Here is an 18,274-nt window from a genome sequence, read left to right as displayed (position 1 = left end):
CAAGAAAGACGCACGATGTGCGCCATAGCGGCGAACGTTCGCCGCCAATAGAGATAGCTTGCGGATAAGCGAAGTGGAATGCCATTTCATATCCGTCTTTGTGTATTCACGATCGTGCTATGTGCTGTGCCGGATAGCGCTGGCGCATATCCGGCCTCCAGGTGCTGAGCTGCTATCAGGCATCAACTGCAAACATTTTATCGAGTTTGCTGTAGCCCAGTCCGTTGATTTTTTTGACCTTGATCTGCACCGGAATGCGTTCTTTCATCGCTTCAACGTGGCTGATGACACCAATAGTTTTGCCAGTGGCGTTGAGCGCATCGAGCGCATCCAGGGCGGTATCCAGCGTTTCGCTGTCCAACGTGCCGAAACCTTCGTCGAGGAACAGGGAGTCAATTCGCGTTTTGTGGCTGACCAGATCGGACAACGCCAGCGCCAGCGCCAGACTCACGAGGAAGCTCTCGCCGCCGGAAAGCGTACGCGTGTCACGCACGGCATCGGCCTGCCAGGTATCAACCACTTCCAGCTCCAGCGCTTCGCTGGCCTTGCGCTGCAACAAATAGCGACCGTGCAGTCGGGTCAACTGGTTGTTGGCAAGCCAGACCAGATTATCCAGCGTCAGCCCCTGGGCAAACTTGCGGAATTTATCTCCCTCTTTCGAGCCGATCAGCGCGTTCAGATAGCCCCAGTCTTCGACCTGCTGTGCGACTTTCGCAATCTCGAGCATCAGCGCCTGCTGCTGCTGGCGGTTTTCACCATCCTGCTTGAGCTGCTGGCGAATTTCGCCCTGACGAGTGGTGTTCTCCCGTAGCTGCTGGGTGAGTTGCGCCAGCGCGTCGTGAAGATGTTGCACGGTGAGCGTGAGATCCACCCCGGTTGGTAGCTGTTGTTGATGAGTCGCCAGCGCCTGCTGCGCCTGATTAAGCAGCGTTTGCGCCTGCTGTCGCTGGCCTTCCAGTGATTGCTTCAATTGTTCAAGGCGGTTAAAGGTCTCTTCATCCAGCAGGGCGGCAACAAAGGCGTCGCGATCGGCAAAGATGCTGGCCTGCAATGCGGTATCAAACTGCGCCTGAATTTCTGCTGCGCGCTGAACCTCCTGCGCCTCCTGCTGCTGTAAGGTTTGCCACTGCCCCTGTAAAGAGAGACAATCGTCGTGCACCTGCCGCCAGTTTTCCAGCGACAGATTCTCAATGTTTTCACCAAGCGCATCGGTTTCAGGCAGCGTTTCCAGCACCGGCGCAAGCTGGGCGATTCGAGCCTGTAATTCAGTCAGTTCGTTTTGGCGCTGCTGCCACATTTGCGCTTCGTTCGCCCGCTCGCTCAGCCATGAGGCGACTTCACCCTCGGCCGGAAGGGACAGACCATGACGGGCCAGCTCGGCGGTTAACGTTGCCTGACGCTGGTCAATATGCTGCTGGAGCTGAGTAATCTGCTCTGTGTGTGCGGTGATTTGCGCCTGCAGGGTATGACGCAGACTCAACTGGTGAAGCTGCTGCTCGTGCTCTTCCTGGGCGGCAAGCCACGGGGCGATGTCATCCTGCGGTTGCAGCGTCACGTTGAGGCTGGCGGTGACTGTCTGCCACTCTTGAGTAAGTGCTTGCTCTTCCTGAGAAAGCGTTTGTACTTCGCGTTCATCGCGCTGAAGTTGCTGGGTTATCGCCTCAAGTTGACCGCGTAGCGTTGAACCCTCATCGGCCAGCGTTTTGACCTCTTTTTCCAGCGCTTCACGCCGTGTCTGATTCACACTCAGTTCGAGCGTTTGATAGCGTTCAATCGCCGGGTGCGTGGTGGAGCCGCAAAGTGGGCAAGGCATGCCGGATTGCAATAGTGCCCGCTGGCTTTCCAGATCTTTGATCCGGGCTTCCTGCTCGCAAATGATTCTCACATCGGCAAGCTGCTGATTTTTATCTTTATAGCGCTGACGCTTTTCTGTAAGCACCGCATTGCGCTGGGCCAGCTCCTGCTGACGCTGCACAAGCGTGGCGCGTAGCTGCGCCAGTTGCTTTTGCTTCGGGGCGATTTGCCCGTGCAGATTACTCAGCCGCTGGCGTAACGGACGAAGCTGCACATGTTGCGCCAGCGCTTCCGTTACCTGTTGTGCCGAAAGGGTCAGCGTGGGAATCGCCAGCGCATCGAGCTTGCGCGTGTCGTTCTCCCGCAACTGCTGCCACTGGCGCAGTTGGGCGCTGGCGTCGGACTGTTGGGCCAGCAGCGCTTTCCATCCTGCCAGTTCGCTACTCCACAAGCGGAAGCGGTCATGTTCTTTCAGCCAGTCGGTTAACGTTTGCTGTCCGGCGAGCATAGCGGCCGACTGCGTTTGTGCCTGCTGACGAATACGTCCGCGCAGCGCTAAGCTGCTTTGTAAGCGAGCATTCACTTCCTGAATCTTCTGTCGCGTACGGTCAATCGTAGCCGTTTGTTCCTGGATTCGCTCCCAGTGTGGGCGTAACGCTCTGGCCGGGAGTGCCAGACTCAGCGCCGCCAGTTGCGGCTGCGCCTCTTCCTGCGCCTGAAGTGCAGCCTGTAATGCCTGCTGGTGGCGGTTTATCTCCGCCTGTAGCTCATTTTGCCGCATGAGCCAGTTGAGGTGCTGCTGCTGGGCTTGTTGGCTGGTAAGGTATTGTTTTTCTTCGTCAGTAAGTACCTGCAAACTTTCTGTCAGAGATTGCAATTGCTCTGGCGCTAACAGCGCAACACCGCTGGCCTGGGCCTGCAGTTTTTCCAGTTCCGTACGCGCTGATTTGTGCTTTTCAAATACCATGGCGGAGATTTGGCCGTAGATCTCAGTGCCGGTCAGCTCTTCCAGCAGCTCGGCGCGCTCTTTCGGTTTGGCATTAAGAAATGCGGCAAACTGCCCTTGAGACAGCAGCATCGAACGGGTAAAACGTCCGTAATCCAGCCCGGTAAGCTCGGCGGTCATCTCCAGCTTATCTTTGACCTTATCGGCGAGGATTTTACCGTCGGAGCAGCGGGCCAGCTCTACGCGAGGGACCTGCAGATTGCCCTCCGGCTGATTGCGCGCCCGGTTCTGGCTCCAGAATGCGCGGTAGGCTTCGCCCCGCACCTCAAACTCGACCTCGGCCAGACACTCCGCGGTGTCGCGGGTCATCAGGTCGTTTTGCGACTGTGACACGGTATTCAGGCGCGGCGTTTCGTGGTACAGCGCAAGGCAAATTGCGTCCAGCAGGGTCGTTTTCCCCGCGCCCGTTGGCCCGGTGATAGCGAACAACCCGTTGCTGGCAAACGGTTCTGCCGTAAAATCGACTTTCCATTCTCCCTTCAGGGAGTTGAGGTTTTTCAGGCGCAGGCTGAGAATTTTCATGCTTCAGCCTCCCCGGCAAGCGTTTGTAAGGTTGCGCTAAACAGCTGGTTAAGCCGCTCACGCTGCGGTTCTTCGAGTTCTTCCAGCGCCAGGCGGCGGTCAAAAACCTCTGCCACGCTCAGCTCGCTTAACGTTTCACGTCGTTCATTGGCCATAATGCGTTCGCGCTGTTCCCGACTGCGGCGCACCAGTAGCACCTCTACCGGTAAATCTTCGGTTAAGGCCTGGATCTTACGTTGCATATCATGCAGGTAGTCGTCGGTGGTGATTTCAATATCCAGCCACACCGGTGGCTCTTGCTGCACGCCGCGCCACTGCTCAAGCTGGGTAGTAATGGCGGCTAAATCGCCTTTCAGTACCGCAAGCTGCTGCGTAACCGGCACGGTGAGATTTTCAACGGCGCTGAGTTTCCCCGCGTCAAAGCTCACCAGATGTACACATTTGCTTTTGCCGCACTCGTCAAAACTGAGGGCAATCGGCGAGCCGCAGTAGCGAATATGTTCCGTGCCGCCGATAATCTGCGCCCGGTGAATATGTCCCAGCGCGATGTAGTCTGCCGGTGGGAAGTTTTGCGCCGGGAAAGCGTCCAGCGTACCGATATAAATGTCACGTACGGCGTCGCTTTTACTGGCTCCAACGGTGGTCAAATGCCCGGTCGCAATGATGGGGAGATTGTGGTCGCCGCGCAGCGTGCAGGCATCCTGATACTGCTGCTGATAGTAGTCGGTGATTGCGCCCAGTAAATGCTGTTGTTTTTCTTGTCCTGTCAGCCCGGCCTGGCTGGTGATGATGTCGCGCGGACGTAAAAAAGGCACCGGACACAGGATCGCCCCCGGCGTACCGTCGCGTAGCGGCAGTATCTGCGGCCCATGACCAGCGCTGGCAACCACCGTGGTGTTGAGAAACGCCAGAATATCTCGGGATTCATTGAGTGTGGCGACGGAGTCGTGGTTGCCTGCCAGCACCACCAGATGACAGCCGGTTTGCTGCAGATTGACGACAAAACGGTTATACAGCTCACGGGCATAGCTAGGCGGTGAGCCGGTATCGAAAATATCGCCTGCCACAATAATGGCATCCACCTGCTGGGATTGTGCCGTTTCCAGCAGCCAGTCGAGAAAGGCCTGATGCTCGGCGGCGCGGCTCTTGCTGTAGAAATTTTGGCCCAGATGCCAGTCAGACGTGTGAAGGATGCGCATAAGAGTTCCATGACGGTAAAACAATGGCGGGAATTATAACCCTTCACGAGTGGGAATATCTTGTCTCCGGGCTGTCATAATTCGCCGGGCTGCGTTAAACCTGGACTATCTTTTCATAAATCTGTCATAAAACTGACGCATAATGGCACTGTATTGATGGCAAACGATTTAATTACAAACAGGGCAAATCATGGCGAGACGTATTCTGGTCGTAGAAGATGAAGCTCCAATTCGTGAAATGGTCTGCTTCGTGCTCGAGCAAAACGGATTTCAACCCGTTGAAGCCGAAGACTATGACAGTGCTGTGAACCAACTCAATGAACCCTGGCCGGATCTCGTCCTGCTTGATTGGATGCTTCCCGGCGGCTCGGGTCTACAGTTTATTAAACATCTCAAGCGCGAAGCGATGACGCGGGATATCCCGGTGATGATGCTGACAGCGAGGGGGGAAGAGGAAGATCGCGTCCGGGGGCTGGAAACCGGCGCGGATGATTATATTACCAAGCCCTTTTCTCCCAAGGAGCTGGTGGCGCGTATTAAAGCAGTTCTGCGTCGTATTTCACCGATGGCGGTGGAAGAGGTTATAGAGATGCAGGGGCTAAGCCTTGATCCCACCTCGCATCGCGTGATGACCGGCAAGGATCCGCTGGATATGGGGCCGACCGAATTCAAACTGTTGCACTTCTTTATGACTCATCCCGAGCGTGTCTACAGTCGCGAGCAACTCCTCAATCATGTCTGGGGAACCAATGTGTACGTGGAAGACCGGACAGTGGATGTGCACATCCGCCGCTTACGTAAGGCGCTGGAGCACAGCGGACACGATCGTATGGTGCAGACGGTTCGCGGGACGGGATATCGTTTTTCAACCCGCTTCTGACTGACAAGAATCAGGGCCTGAAGGAATAGGCCGTATAGGGAGTAAGACGTTTGCTAGAACGATTGTCATGGAAAAGGTTGGTACTGGAGCTGATCCTGTGCTGCATACCGGCATTTATCCTTAGCGCTTTTTTCGGTTACCTGCCCTGGTTTTTACTGGCGTCGGTAACGGGCCTGCTTATCTGGCATTTCTGGAATTTATTACGTTTGTCCTGGTGGCTATGGGTCGACAGAAGCATGACGCCGCCGCCGGGGCGAGGCAGTTGGGAGCCGTTGCTGTACGGGCTGCATCAAATGCAACTGCGCAACAAAAAGCGCCGTCGTGAACTGGGTAATCTGATTAAACGTTTTCGCAGCGGGGCGGAATCGCTACCCGACGCGGTGGTGCTGACCACTGAAGAAGGCGGTATCTTCTGGTGTAACGGACTGGCCCAGCAGGTTCTGGGACTGCGCTGGCCGGACGATAGCGGGCAAAATATTCTTAACCTGTTGCGCTACCCGGAATTTACACAATATCTGAAAACGCGCGATTTTAGCCGACCGATCAATCTGGTACTCAATACCGGACGGCATCTGGAAATTCGCGTGATGCCCTATACCGATAAGCAACTGCTGATGGTGGCGCGCGACGTTACCCAGATGCATCAACTGGAAGGTTCACGACGTAACTTTTTCGCCAACGCCAGCCATGAACTGCGTACGCCGCTGACGGTGTTACAAGGGTACCTGGAAATGATGCAGGAGCATCCGCTGGAAGGGACGACGCGTGAAAAAGCGCTGCATACCATGCGTGAACAAACGTATCGCATGGAAGGGCTGGTGAAACAGCTGCTGACGCTGTCAAAAATTGAGGCTGCGCCGACGCTACTGCTGAATGAGAAGGTCGATGTGCCCATGATGCTGCGCGTGCTCGAACACGAAGCGCAAACGCTGAGCCAGCAAAAACATACGTTTACCTTTGATGTTGATAATAGCCTGAACGTGCGGGGTAACGAGGAGCAGTTGCGTAGCGCTATCTCGAATCTCGTCTACAACGCGGTGAACCATACGCCAGCGGGAACGCACATTACCGTACGCTGGCAGCATGTGGCGTCGGGGGCGGAGTTTTGCGTGGAAGACAACGGTCCAGGCATTGCCGCCGAGCATATTCCACGCTTAACCGAACGTTTTTATCGTGTGGATAAGGCGCGATCGCGGCAAACGGGCGGCAGCGGACTTGGCCTGGCCATCGTTAAGCATGCGCTGCATCATCACGACAGTCGCTTGAATATCGAAAGCGAACCAGGCGTTGGGACGCGATTTAGTTTCGTGATCCCGGAACGTTTAATTGCCAAAATTAACGGTTAAGGCGCATTCGTAAGATAATCTTTCCAAAAGCCAGCGCAAGCTGGCTTTTTCTATGCGGTCAATATAACCATCCTGAATTTTACGACGTTTGGTTGTTTTTTGTTCGAACTATTACCCATACCTTTTTCCATGAAATGGTGTTTTGTGCTAACCCCATTTTTCATATCGCTATATTGTTCTGGTTTTTGGATCCCACCTTGCTTTAAAACGTTATAAGCGTTTAAATTGCGCTCCAGGTGCTGTCATACCGACTGCATTTACGCGGTAAATCGAAAAACTATTCTTCGCCGCGCCAGTCTGGGAGTGTTTCCCGCTGGAATTGAGCAAAAATGCCGCTGTATTGTCCCCCAGGGAAAGGCAAAAATTTATTATTTTCAACACCACATCCACAGGCAGTAAGACTTTATGACCCATCAGTTAAAATCGCGCGATATTATCGCTTTGGGATTTATGACATTTGCACTGTTCGTTGGTGCAGGTAACATCATCTTCCCCCCAATGGTTGGTTTGCAGGCAGGTGAACACGTCTGGACTGCGGCTTTTGGCTTTTTGATTACCGCCGTTGGCCTGCCGGTACTTACCGTTGTCGCGCTGGCGAAAGTCGGTGGTGGTGTGGACCGACTGAGCACGCCTATCGGTAAAGTCGCTGGTTTGCTGCTGGCGACCGTGTGCTATCTGGCTGTTGGACCGTTATTTGCTACGCCGCGTACCGCGACGGTCTCTTTCGAAGTCGGGATTGCACCGCTGACCGGTGACTCCGCGCTGCCACTGCTTATCTACAGCGTGGTCTATTTCGCGATTGTGATTCTGGTTTCGCTGTATCCGGGCAAACTGCTGGATACGGTTGGTAATTTCCTGGCTCCGCTGAAAATCCTGGCGCTGGTGGTCCTGTCTGTCGCCGCAATCGTCTGGCCAGCAGGCCCGATCAGCAATGCGATGGAAGCCTATCAAACTGCTGCGTTTTCTAATGGCTTCGTGAACGGGTATCTGACCATGGATACGCTGGGCGCGATGGTATTTGGTATTGTTATCGTCAACGCCGCTCGCTCGCGTGGCGTTACTGAAGCGCGTCTGCTGACCCGTTATACCGTTTGGGCGGGTTTGATGGCGGGTGTGGGCTTAACGCTGCTGTATCTCGCGCTGTTCCGTCTGGGTTCAGATAGCGCAATTCTGGTCGATCAATCTGCTAACGGCGCGGCAATTCTGCATGCGTATGTTCAGCACACCTTTGGTGGCGCAGGGAGCTTCCTGCTGGCGGCGTTGATTTTCATCGCCTGTCTGGTCACCGCTGTTGGCCTGACCTGCGCGTGCGCAGAGTTCTTTGCCCAGTACGTTCCACTGTCTTATCGTACGCTGGTATTTATCCTCGGCGGCTTCTCGATGGTGGTCTCTAACCTGGGTCTGAGCCATCTGATTCAGATCTCTATTCCGGTGCTGACGGCTATCTATCCGCCATGTATCGCACTGGTTGTATTAAGTTTTACCCGCTCATGGTGGCATAATTCTTCCCGCGTCATTGCACCTGCGATGTTTATCAGCCTGATTTTTGGTATCCTTGATGGCATTAAAGCTTCTGCAATTGGCGACGTGTTACCGGCCTGGACCCAGCGTTTACCGCTGGCGGAGCAGGGGCTGGCGTGGTTGATGCCAACAGTCGTGATGGTGGTCCTGGCAGTTATCTGGGATCGTGCAGCGGGTCGACAAGTGACCTCCAGCGCACACTAATATCACTGACAATAAGTTTTAACCACGGGGCTATTAACATGGCCCCGTGGTTTTTTATTGTGTTAACAGGTTAGGAATCGATGGAAAGTAATAACAAGCTAAAGCGTGGGCTGAGCACCCGGCACATTCGCTTTATGGCATTAGGTTCAGCAATTGGTACCGGGCTGTTCTACGGCTCGGCCGATGCCATCAAAATGGCGGGGCCAAGCGTGTTGCTGGCCTATATTATCGGCGGCGTAGCGGCGTATATCATTATGCGCGCGCTGGGCGAAATGTCCGTTCATAACCCTGCTGCCAGCTCCTTCTCGCGCTATGCGCAGGAAAACCTCGGACCGCTGGCAGGCTACATAACCGGCTGGACCTACTGTTTTGAAATCCTGATTGTCGCCATTGCCGATGTGACTGCCTTTGGTATTTACATGGGCGTCTGGTTCCCGGCCGTACCGCACTGGATTTGGGTACTCAGCGTGGTATTGATTATCTGCGCCATCAACCTGATGAGCGTGAAGGTGTTTGGCGAGCTGGAATTTTGGTTCTCGTTCTTTAAAGTCGCCACCATTATCATCATGATTGTCGCCGGTTTTGGCATCATCATTTGGGGGATTGGTAACGGCGGACAGCCTACCGGTATCCATAATCTGTGGAGCAACGGCGGTTTCTTCAGCAACGGCTGGCTCGGCATGGTGATGTCGCTACAAATGGTGATGTTCGCCTACGGCGGGATTGAGATTATCGGGATTACCGCTGGCGAAGCCAAAGACCCGGAAAAATCTATTCCGCGCGCCATCAATTCCGTACCGATGCGTATCCTCGTGTTTTACGTGGGGACGCTGTTCGTCATCATGTCTATTTACCCGTGGAACCAGGTCGGCACTGACGGTAGCCCGTTCGTTCTGACGTTCCAGCATATGGGGATTACCTTTGCCGCCGGGATCCTCAACTTCGTAGTCCTGACCGCGTCGCTGTCGGCCATCAACTCTGACGTCTTTGGCGTGGGGCGTATGCTGCACGGTATGGCGGAGCAGGGCAGCGCGCCGAAAATGTTCGCCAAGACGTCGCGTCGTGGCGTGCCATGGGTGACGGTGATGGTGATGACCATCGCGCTGCTGTTTGCGGTGTATCTAAACTACATCATGCCGGAAAACGTCTTCCTGGTGATCGCCTCTCTGGCGACCTTCGCAACGGTATGGGTGTGGATTATGATCCTGCTGTCACAAATTGCCTTCCGTCGTCGTCTGCCGCCGGAAGAGGTTAAGGCGCTGAAATTTAAAGTGCCGGGTGGGGTTGTGACGACCGTCATTGGCCTGATTTTCCTGGTCTTTATCATCGCGCTTATCGGCTATCATCCGGATACCCGCATTTCGCTATACGTCGGTTTTGCGTGGATTATCCTGCTGCTTGCCGGCTGGGTTTTCAAGCGCCGTCGCGAGCGCCAACTGGCTGAAGCGCAGTAATATTTTTGCCGGGTAGCTTAATGTTACCCGGCAATTTTCTCCTCCCCCGCACTCCTCCCCCAATAATCGTTAAGATGATGAGTGATCCTGCACTTCGCTATGGCAAGGTGACGTCATTATCATCAAAGGGGATACGTGATGTTGAACGCCTGGCACCTTCCGGTTGCCCCATTTGTTAAGCAAAACAAAGATCAACTGACGATTACATTATGGCTGGCGGGGGAAAATCCACCCCAGCGGGTGACGCTACGCGCAGAAAACGATAACGAAGAGATTTCGCTGGGTATGCACAAGCAACGCAGCCAGCCGCAGCCGGGCGTGACCGCGTGGAGAGCGGCGATCGATCTCTCCAGCGGACAGCCTCGTCGACGCTATAGTTTTAAATTACTTTGGCTCGATCGTCAGTTGTGGTTCACCCCGCAGGGATTCAGCCGTTTTCCGCCTGCGCGTCTGGAGCAGTTTGCTGTTGATGTGCCGGATAACGGTCCGCAGTGGGTCGCCGATCAGATTTTTTACCAAATTTTCCCGGACCGTTTTGCCCGCAGCCAGTCGCGTGAAGCGACTCAGGATAACGTCTATTACCACCACGCTGCCGGACACGATATTGTGCGGCGCGAGTGGGATGAACCGCTTACGGCCCAGGCCGGTGGCTCCACGTTTTATGGCGGCGATTTGGACGGCATCAGCGAAAAGCTGCCGTATCTGAAAACGTTAGGCGTCACGGCGCTGTACCTGAATCCGGTATTTACCGCGCCGAGCGTGCATAAATACGATACCGAAGATTACCGTCATGTTGATCCGCAGTTTGGCGGCGACAGGGCGCTGCTGCGCCTGCGTCACACCACCCAACAGCAGGGGATGCGCCTGATTCTCGACGGTGTTTTTAACCATAGCGGCGATTCACACGCCTGGTTTGACCGACATAATCGGGGAACGGATGGCGCGTGCCATAATCCGCAATCCCCCTGGCGCGACTGGTATCATTTCTCAGCCGACGGCGTCGCGCTCGACTGGCTGGGGTATTCCAGCCTGCCCAAGCTGGACTTTTCCTCTGAAAGCCTGGTGAATGAAATTTATCGCGGCGAAGACAGCATCGTTCGCCACTGGCTGAAAGCGCCGTGGAGTATGGACGGCTGGCGTCTTGACGTGGTGCATATGCTGGGAGAGGCCGGTGGTGCGCACAACAACCTGCAGCACGTGGCCGGAATTACGCAGGCGGCGAAAGAGACCCAGTCAGAGGCGTATGTGGTGGGCGAGCATTTTGGCGACGCGCGCCAATGGTTGCAGGCCGACGCGGAAGATGCCGCCATGAACTATCGCGGTTTTACCTTTCCGATATGGGGATTTCTCGCCAATACCGATATTTCATACGATCCGCAATTCATTGACGCCCAGACCTGTATGGCGTGGATGGATAACTATCGCGCGGGTTTGTCGCATCAGCAGCAGTTGCGGATGTTCAACCAGCTCGACAGCCACGATACCGCCCGTTTTAAATCTCTGCTCGGTAAAGACGTCGCACGTTTACCGTTGGCGGTGGTGTGGCTGTTTACCTGGCCTGGCGTGCCCTGTATTTACTACGGTGACGAAGTGGGATTGGATGGGAACAACGATCCGTTTTGTCGCAAACCATTCCCGTGGCAGCCTGAAAAACAGGACGCTAACCTGCTGGCGTTGTATCAGCGGCTGGCAACATTACGCCACCAGAGCCAGGCGCTGCGCCATGGTGGTTGTCAGGTGATTTACGCCGAGGATAACGTGGTGGTGTTTGTACGCGTGCTAAACCGCCAGCGCGTATTGGTGGCGATTAACCGTGGCCACGCCTGTGAAGTGGTCCTGCCAGCCTCGCCATTACTGAGCGTCAGCCAATGGCAGCACCAGGAGGGCAAAGGCGTGCTTGCCGAGGATATCCTGACGCTGCCGGCGATTTCCGCCTCGGTGTGGATGGGTCATTGATATAAGTGCGTAACATCCGGGCTTGCCAGCAGCGTTTCCCGCCACCAGCGCTGCGCCAGTCCATCGCGGTTATTGCGCCAGGCCATATAGGCCACGTCTTTTTGGCGAAATGAGATGACCGTTTTTTCCACCAGCTCGCCCGTGGCAAGCCACGGGTTAGCAATATGGCGGGGGAGAAATCCGCAGCCCAAGCCGGCCCGCAGTAGCATCACCTTACTGTGGAAATCATCAACGCGAATCTGCGCCTGCTCCTCCATCAGATTGGTTTGTAACGGATGACAAAAGCGGGCGCTGTCGCTAATGACAATCGCCCGGTGCAGGCACAGCTGTTCGTTAGTCAGGCCATCCGGTGCTGCGGCCAGCGGATGCTCAGGCGCAACGACAAACACATTGTCCAGCGTGCCAAGCATTTTGTAGGACCAGGCCGCTGACGTAGGCGGTTCATTAATCGCCCCCAAAATAATATCTGCTCCATTATGCGTCAGTTCCTCCCAGGAGCCCGCCAGCGTATGGTGGGTGAAGTTAAGGCGGGTTTGCTTATTCAGCGCGTGAAATTCATCGATAATGGGCAACAGCGAGGCGAAAGGGAAGGAGTCGTCCAGCGCAATCGCCAGCTCTTTTTCCCAGCCTGAACTCAGCTGCACCGCCTGCTTTTCGAGATCTTTTGCCGCACTCAGCAGCAAACGTCCCTTTTCCAGCATCATCTGACCGGTGTCGGTAAATTTTGCCCGGTGACCGGAACGGTCAAGCAACTCGATATTCAAATCACTTTCCAGCTTTTGAATCATATAGCTGAGTGCTGCAGGGGTTTTAAACAGCGATTCGGCCGCCGCGGCAAATGAACCCTGTTTATCGAGTGCGTCGAGAATTAGCAAAACATCCAGATTGATGCGCATAAGCAGAAAATATCCTGAAAATTAAACCCCTCTGTTGTACCGAATGGAGAAAAACAATGCCAGTGAATAAATTAGATGAGTCATGCGCATTTTTTTGATGTTGTTTAGGATATAACGCAACACAAAATTAATAGTTTCACTGGATGGTAAGTTTTCTTTAATAACTCGTTAGAAATTTCCCGCTATACTCAACAAGCTTTCTGATTCAGGATCCTGCTGCTGACGGCAGATACAGACCGTTGCCTTTTAACTTATTGATTAAGAAGGTGTGCTATGTCTATTCGGGAACTGATTGACCCTCAAAACTCAACGCTTATTTTTATTGATCATCAGCCGCAAATGTCATTTGGTGTGGCGAATATTGACCGCCAGACTTTGAAAAATAATACCGTGGCATTAGCGAAGGCCGGGAAAATATTCAATGTTCCGGTGATTTATACTTCTGTGGAAACGAAAAGTTTTAGCGGTTATATCTGGCCGGAATTGTTAGCGGTTCATCCTGATGTTAAACCAATTGAACGCACCTCGATGAACTCCTGGGAAGATGCGGCGTTTGTGAAAGCCGTGGAAGCGACCGGGCGTAAAAAATTGATTATCTCCGCGCTGTGGACCGAAGTATGCCTGACTTTCCCGGCGCTGATGGCGCTGGAAGCGGGTTACGAAGTTTATGTGGTAACTGACACTTCCGGCGGCACATCCGTGGATGCCCATGAGCGTTCTATCGACCGCATGGTACAGGCGGGTGCCGTACCTGTGACCTGGCAACAGGTTCTTCTCGAGTACCAGCGCGACTGGTCCCGCAAAGAAACCTACGACGCCGTCATGGATCTGGTACGTGAGCACAGCGGCGCCTACGGTATGGGCGTGGATTACGCCTACACCATGGTGCATGGCGCGCCGGAACGTAAAGCCTAAATACACCTCATCCTTCATGTTGCCTCTTTGTGGGCTTCGTTTGCGAACCCCGGTCACTAACTTTTGTCAGCCTCCGGGGATACACAATCTTGCCGTTTCGATGCGCCATGAATGATTTTGTGTATTGCTTCCGTGGCCTAAGCGGGCCTGTTTCCTCTCAACAAGGAACCCTTTATGGCGCAGAACAAACATGTGACGTTGGTGATTTCCCACACCCTGCTGCCTGAACAAGCGCAGCGGTATGAGCAGTGGCTGGGGAAAATCATGCCGGTGGCGGCCGAGTTTCCCGGTCATCTGGGGGCGAATGTGATTCGTCCTGCAGATGGCAACAACTTGTGGAACATCATTATCCGCTTCGACACGCTTGAGCATCTGTATAACTGGACCCAGTCCGATACGCGCCGCGTGCTGGTCGAAGAGATTGCCCCGCTGCTGGCGGAGGGGGATAAAACCGAAATCCGCACCGAAGCAGCGTTCTGGTTTACGCCGCCCGCGCCCCATGTACGTCAGCCCAGGCGCTGGAAACAGTTTCTGATAACCCTGCTGGTGATTTTTCCCAGCACCAATCTGGTGCCGTGGTTGACCGGCATTGTGCTGCCTGCCATGAAGGGCTCGTTACTCCTGCATCTGATCAATGATGCCTGTGTGGTTGCGCTGGTGGTCTGGTTCTGGATGCCCATCGTAACCCGTCTGTTTGCCGGATGGCTGAAAAAAGCCTGACCGGTTTCTCAGGAGATTGTTATGTCTCAAACTGCCACACTGATTCTGACTCACGGAAAAATTCATACTCTCGAAAGACAAAACCCGCAGGTCGAGGCGGTGGCGATCGCCAATGGTAAGATCCTGGCGACCGGTAGCCACGATCGCATCATGAGTTTTGCCACCGACGGGACGCAGGTTGTCGATCTGCAAGGGCATACGGTGATCCCGGGCCTGAACGATTCGCACCTGCACCTCATTCGCGGCGGTCTGAATTACAACCTGGAATTGCGTTGGGAAGGCGTACCGTCGCTGGCGGACGCGCTGCGCATGCTCAAAGAGCAGGCTGACAGAACGCCATCGCCGCAATGGGTGCGCGTGGTGGGCGGCTGGAGCGAATTCCAGTTTGCCGAACGTCGCATGCCAACCCTCGAAGAACTGAATGAAGCTGCCCCGGATACCCCAGTTTTTGTTCTGCACCTCTACGACAGAGCTTTGCTGAACCGTGCCGCATTGAAAGCAGTCGGCTACACCAAAGCGACGCCGGACCCGGCGGGTGGTGAGATTGTGCGTGATAGCAACGGTAACCCAACCGGGATGCTGATCGCCAAACCCAACGCCATGATCCTTTATTCGACGCTGGCAAAAGGACCAAAACTGCCGCTGGAAATGCAGGTCAACTCGACCCGGCAGTTTATGCGCGAGCTGAATCGTCTAGGGATGACCAGCGCCATCGATGCAGGCGGTGGTTTTCAGAACTACCCGGAAGATTACGAGATAATTGAGCAGTTACACGCCAACAAACAGATGACGGTGCGCATCGCCTACAACTTGTTTACCCAGCGTCCGCAGCAGGAACTGGAAGACTTTGAACGCTGGACCGATATGCTCAAACCAGGGCAGGGGACCGACTTCTACCGTGCCAATGGGGCAGGGGAAATGTTGGTCTTCTCGGCCGCGGATTTTGAAGACTTCCTCCAGCCACGCCCGGATCTGCCGGAAGGTATGGAAGATGAGCTGGAGCGCGTGGTGCGCCACCTCGTGGAGCACCGCTGGCCGTTCCGCCTGCACGCCACCTACGATGAATCCATCAGCCGAATGCTCGACGTATTCGAGAAGGTGAATCGCGATATCCCGTTCAATGGCCTGCACTGGTTCTTCGATCACGCTGAAACGATTACCGAACGGAATATCGAGCGCGTAAAAGTGCTGGGGGGCGGGATCGCTGTTCAGCACCGTATGGCGTTCCAGGGCGAATATTTTGTCGATCGCTACGGCAAAGATGCGGTCAAACATACCCCGCCGGTGGCGAAAATGCTGGCGGCTGAAGTTCCGGTAGGGCTGGGGACTGATGCCACCCGCGTGGCCAGCTACAACCCGTGGACAGCGCTCTACTGGCTGGTTTCGGGCCGTACTGTGGGAGGGATGGCGATGTACGATGATAACAATCGCCTGCCGCGCGATGTGGCGCTGGAACTGTGGACGGCCGGTAGCGCCTGGTTCTCCAGCGAACAGGGTAAGAAAGGGCGCATCGAGAAAGACCAACTGGCCGACCTGGTGGTGCTGTCTAAAGATTACTTCAGTGTGCCGGAAGAGGAGATCAAAGGCATAGAGTCGGTGATGACCATTGTCGATGGCAAAGTGGTGTATGCGGCCGGGCATTTCACTCCGCTGGCGCCGCCGGTCATCCCGGTTGTACCTGACTGGTCGCCGGTGGTAAAAGTGCCGGGGCACTATCGCTCAGCGCCGCCTGCTGCGGCGAAAATTGGCGCAATGGTGCAGATGCACCAGTGCTGCGGCAGCTGCGGCGTACACGGTCATCAGCATGATATAGCGCGTAAATCGGCAATTCCGGTGTCAGATGACCGGGCTTTCTGGGGCGCGCTTGGCTGCTCCTGCTTCGCGTTTTAATCCCTGATCACAGCCCCTGGCCAAACCCAGGGGCTGATTGTCTATTCTGAAAAGCGGTTCATCGTGTTAACCGATATGGCGCAACTGCAACAATTTGTGTCATTCTGGTCTGTCTTTATACAGTGAAGGTGGAAACATGGATGAGCTGCTAACCCTTGGCTGCATTGTATTATTCTTCGCGCTGGTAGTGGTTCCTGGCCTCGCGATCGTGGCATTCAGACGCAGTGCGGCTGTACGTTCTGAGCTGATGGTCTTGCGCCGTCGGGTAGAGGAGCTGGAGCTGCGCGGTGTGGCGCAGACCAGCGCCGTTGAGCCAACGGCAGCAAAAGATATTGTTCCTGCCGATGCGCCAACGACTGCGATGAGCAGCGTATCGCCGGAGCCTGTAACTGAGCCGCCGCCTGAGCCCGTTAACCCGTGGGCTTCACAGCCGAAGCCGGATAATGCGGCGGTATCTACGCCCGACGTCGAGCGGCCTTCTGCTTTTGGCGGGGTAATGTCATCGCTGGTGCGCTGGTTTATGCAGGGTAACCCGTTGGCAAAGCTCGGTATTTTGCTCCTGTTTTTGGGGCTTTCTTTCCTGCTGCGTTATACGGTCGAACATTCTCTGTTTCCGCTGGAGCTGCGTCTGGTGGCGGCCGCGCTGTTCGCTATTGTGCTGTTGGCGTTGGGCTGGCGGCTGCGGCATAAGCAACCGATCTATGCGCTGATATTACAGGGGGGAGCTACCGGAGCACTCTATCTCACCGTCTTTGGCGCGTTCCGGCTTTGGCAAATGCTGCCAATGACGCTGGCATTTGCGCTGCTGGTGGTGATTTGTGCGGCGAGTGTGGGGCTGGCTATTCTGCAAAAGGCGCTCAGCCTGGCGATGCTGGCAAGTCTTGGCGGTTATCTTGCGCCGCTGCTGCTTTCCACCGGCGGCGGCAGTCATGTCGCGCTCTTCTCATTCTATCTTCTGCTCTCGGTCGGCATTCTCGCCATCAGCATCTGGCAGCACTGGCGGGAGCTTAATCTGCTTGGCCTGCTGTTCACCTTCGGCGTTGGCGGGGTGTGGGGCCTGGAGGGCTATCGACCAGAGTATTACCTGAGTTGCCAACTGTTCCTGATCGCCAACACGATTATTTTTGGCGTGCTGAGCGTGGCGTTGTCGCTCCAGGCGCAGGAAAAAGGCAAACAGATTATTGACGGCGTACTGCTGTTTGCCCCACCGCTGATCGGTTTTGGAATGCAGTATGCCATTACCCGGCATATGGCTTATGGTCCGGCGCTTAGTGCGCTGGGTTACGGTGGTTTCTATCTGGTGTTAGCAAAGTTTGCGTTGCGGCGTTCCTCTTCTCTGGGGAGACCTCTGGTATTGTCCGCCCTGGCGCTCGGTGGTGCGTTTACCACTCTTGCTATCCCGTTGGCGCTTTCAGCCCGTTGGACGGCGATGGCCTGGTCGCTGGAGGGGCTTGGGATCCTCTGGCTGGGCGTGCAACAACAGCAACGACGCATGAGTTATAGCGGTACGGCGCTGCTCGTGCTGGCCGTGGGGAGCGCGCTATGGGCGCTGGCGAACGGAACAACCGCGCTCTCAGTCATGCTGATTTTTGCCGTGCTCAGCCTCAGTTGGCTGGTTGCTGCATGGCTATGGCGCAACATTTGTATGCCGGGTAGTTGGGCGCTACTCGCTGGTGGTTTGGTTTTCTGGATTGTTGCGCTCGTTGCGGTATCGCAACTCGTTCTGAAACAGGATCGGTGGGTACTGTCTGGCGTGCTGGCATTAATGGCGGTATCGAGCTGGGGCTGGCGAAGTATCGCGGGTCGCCTGGCGTGGCGGGAGCTGGATGCCAGTAAATGGCTGCTGTGGCCGATGATGCTGGTGATGCTGATCTATCAGATCGCTGTACAGCAGATTTTTGCGGCGGGCTGGCCGAATCTGGCCTGGTGCGCGGCGCTAATTGTTGCGGTAGCGCTGCTCTGGCGTGACGC

At 55.2% G+C, this 18,274-nt stretch carries 12 protein-coding genes; 9 read left to right on the top strand and 3 right to left on the bottom strand.

All coding sequences use genetic code 11. The features are described 5' to 3' along the window. Nucleotides 1-175 precede the first annotated feature (175 nt). Both sbcC and sbcD read right to left on the bottom strand, forming a co-directional pair. The gene (gene sbcC, locus BZK42_RS22310) at nucleotides 176-3,322 is read right to left on the bottom strand and encodes an exonuclease subunit SbcC (protein WP_080860284.1); all 3,147 of its coding nucleotides are present in this window, start codon (nucleotides 3,320-3,322) and stop codon (nucleotides 176-178) included. Further along, nucleotides 3,319-4,521, bottom strand: coding sequence for an exonuclease subunit SbcD (gene sbcD, locus BZK42_RS22305; RefSeq protein WP_047501945.1), 1,203 nt, complete (start codon nucleotides 4,519-4,521; stop codon nucleotides 3,319-3,321). Before sbcD ends, sbcC begins: the two co-directional genes overlap by 4 nt. A 190-nt stretch (nucleotides 4,522-4,711) precedes the next feature. On the opposite strand from sbcD, the gene phoB reads away from it, so the two are divergent. The 5 genes from phoB to malZ all read left to right on the top strand — a co-directional run bounded on the left by phoB (nucleotide 4,712) and on the right by malZ (nucleotide 11,882). Beyond that, the gene (phoB, locus tag BZK42_RS22300; protein WP_080860282.1) at nucleotides 4,712-5,401 is read left to right on the top strand and encodes a phosphate response regulator transcription factor PhoB; all 690 of its coding nucleotides are present in this window, start codon (nucleotides 4,712-4,714) and stop codon (nucleotides 5,399-5,401) included. A 50-nt stretch (nucleotides 5,402-5,451) separates the two neighbouring features. Further along, nucleotides 5,452-6,747, top strand: coding sequence for a phosphate regulon sensor histidine kinase PhoR (phoR, locus tag BZK42_RS22295; protein ID WP_047357682.1), 1,296 nt, complete (start codon nucleotides 5,452-5,454; stop codon nucleotides 6,745-6,747). Between the two features lie 405 nt (nucleotides 6,748-7,152). Beyond that, on the top strand, nucleotides 7,153-8,472 hold the full coding sequence (gene brnQ, locus BZK42_RS22285; RefSeq protein WP_016152017.1) for a branched-chain amino acid transporter carrier protein BrnQ: 1,320 nt from the start codon (nucleotides 7,153-7,155) through the stop codon (nucleotides 8,470-8,472). 80 nt (nucleotides 8,473-8,552) lie between these two features. Next, complete coding sequence (gene proY / locus BZK42_RS22280; RefSeq protein WP_016152018.1) at nucleotides 8,553-9,926, top strand: proline-specific permease ProY; 1,374 nt, start codon at nucleotides 8,553-8,555, stop codon at nucleotides 9,924-9,926. A 138-nt stretch (nucleotides 9,927-10,064) separates the two neighbouring features. Beyond that, nucleotides 10,065-11,882, top strand: coding sequence for a maltodextrin glucosidase (malZ, locus tag BZK42_RS22275; RefSeq protein WP_080860280.1), 1,818 nt, complete (start codon nucleotides 10,065-10,067; stop codon nucleotides 11,880-11,882). Here malZ and BZK42_RS22270 read toward each other — a convergent pair. Further along, nucleotides 11,876-12,778 carry a LysR family transcriptional regulator gene (locus BZK42_RS22270; RefSeq protein ID WP_047357684.1) on the bottom strand — a complete coding sequence of 301 codons (903 nt, stop codon included), beginning with the start codon at nucleotides 12,776-12,778 and terminating at the stop codon, nucleotides 11,876-11,878. The genes malZ and BZK42_RS22270 overlap by 7 nt on opposite strands. Nucleotides 12,779-13,051: 273 nt before the next feature. On the opposite strand from BZK42_RS22270, the gene BZK42_RS22265 reads away from it, so the two are divergent. The 4 genes from BZK42_RS22265 to BZK42_RS22250 form a co-directional block, all read left to right on the top strand. Next, the gene (locus BZK42_RS22265) at nucleotides 13,052-13,693 is read left to right on the top strand and encodes a hydrolase (RefSeq protein WP_003021513.1); all 642 of its coding nucleotides are present in this window, start codon (nucleotides 13,052-13,054) and stop codon (nucleotides 13,691-13,693) included. A gap of 174 nt (nucleotides 13,694-13,867) precedes the next feature. Beyond that, the gene (locus tag BZK42_RS22260; protein WP_016152022.1) at nucleotides 13,868-14,413 is read left to right on the top strand and encodes an antibiotic biosynthesis monooxygenase; all 546 of its coding nucleotides are present in this window, start codon (nucleotides 13,868-13,870) and stop codon (nucleotides 14,411-14,413) included. Between the two features lie 21 nt (nucleotides 14,414-14,434). After that, a complete protein-coding gene (locus BZK42_RS22255; protein ID WP_080860278.1) occupies nucleotides 14,435-16,303 on the top strand; it encodes an amidohydrolase in 1,869 nt (622 codons plus the stop codon). A 136-nt stretch (nucleotides 16,304-16,439) separates the two neighbouring features. Further along, nucleotides 16,440-18,274, top strand: a 1,835-nt coding sequence (locus BZK42_RS22250; protein ID WP_080860276.1) for a DUF2339 domain-containing protein, incomplete at its 3' end; no start/stop codon positions are given.

Source organism: Citrobacter braakii (assembly GCF_002075345.1).
Lineage (GTDB): Bacteria > Pseudomonadota > Gammaproteobacteria > Enterobacterales > Enterobacteriaceae > Citrobacter > Citrobacter braakii.
The sequence above is the reverse complement of the archived record's forward strand: the minus strand, read 5'-3'. Positions and strand labels throughout refer to the sequence as shown.

Excerpts from the sequence above, each read along its gene's own strand:
- sbcC (WP_080860284.1), bottom strand. The coding sequence starts at position 3,322 with ATGAAAATTCTCAGCCTGCGCCTGAAAAACCTCAACTCCCTGAAGGGA.
- sbcD (WP_047501945.1), bottom strand. The coding sequence starts at position 4,521 with ATGCGCATCCTTCACACGTCTGACTGGCATCTGGGCCAAAATTTCTAC.
- phoB (WP_080860282.1), top strand. The coding sequence starts at position 4,712 with ATGGCGAGACGTATTCTGGTCGTAGAAGATGAAGCTCCAATTCGTGAA.
- brnQ (WP_016152017.1), top strand. The coding sequence starts at position 7,153 with ATGACCCATCAGTTAAAATCGCGCGATATTATCGCTTTGGGATTTATG.
- proY (WP_016152018.1), top strand. The coding sequence starts at position 8,553 with ATGGAAAGTAATAACAAGCTAAAGCGTGGGCTGAGCACCCGGCACATT.
- malZ (WP_080860280.1), top strand. The coding sequence starts at position 10,065 with ATGTTGAACGCCTGGCACCTTCCGGTTGCCCCATTTGTTAAGCAAAAC.
- BZK42_RS22270 (WP_047357684.1), bottom strand. The coding sequence starts at position 12,778 with ATGCGCATCAATCTGGATGTTTTGCTAATTCTCGACGCACTCGATAAA.
- BZK42_RS22265 (WP_003021513.1), top strand. The coding sequence starts at position 13,052 with ATGTCTATTCGGGAACTGATTGACCCTCAAAACTCAACGCTTATTTTT.
- BZK42_RS22260 (WP_016152022.1), top strand. The coding sequence starts at position 13,868 with ATGGCGCAGAACAAACATGTGACGTTGGTGATTTCCCACACCCTGCTG.
- BZK42_RS22255 (WP_080860278.1), top strand. The coding sequence starts at position 14,435 with ATGTCTCAAACTGCCACACTGATTCTGACTCACGGAAAAATTCATACT.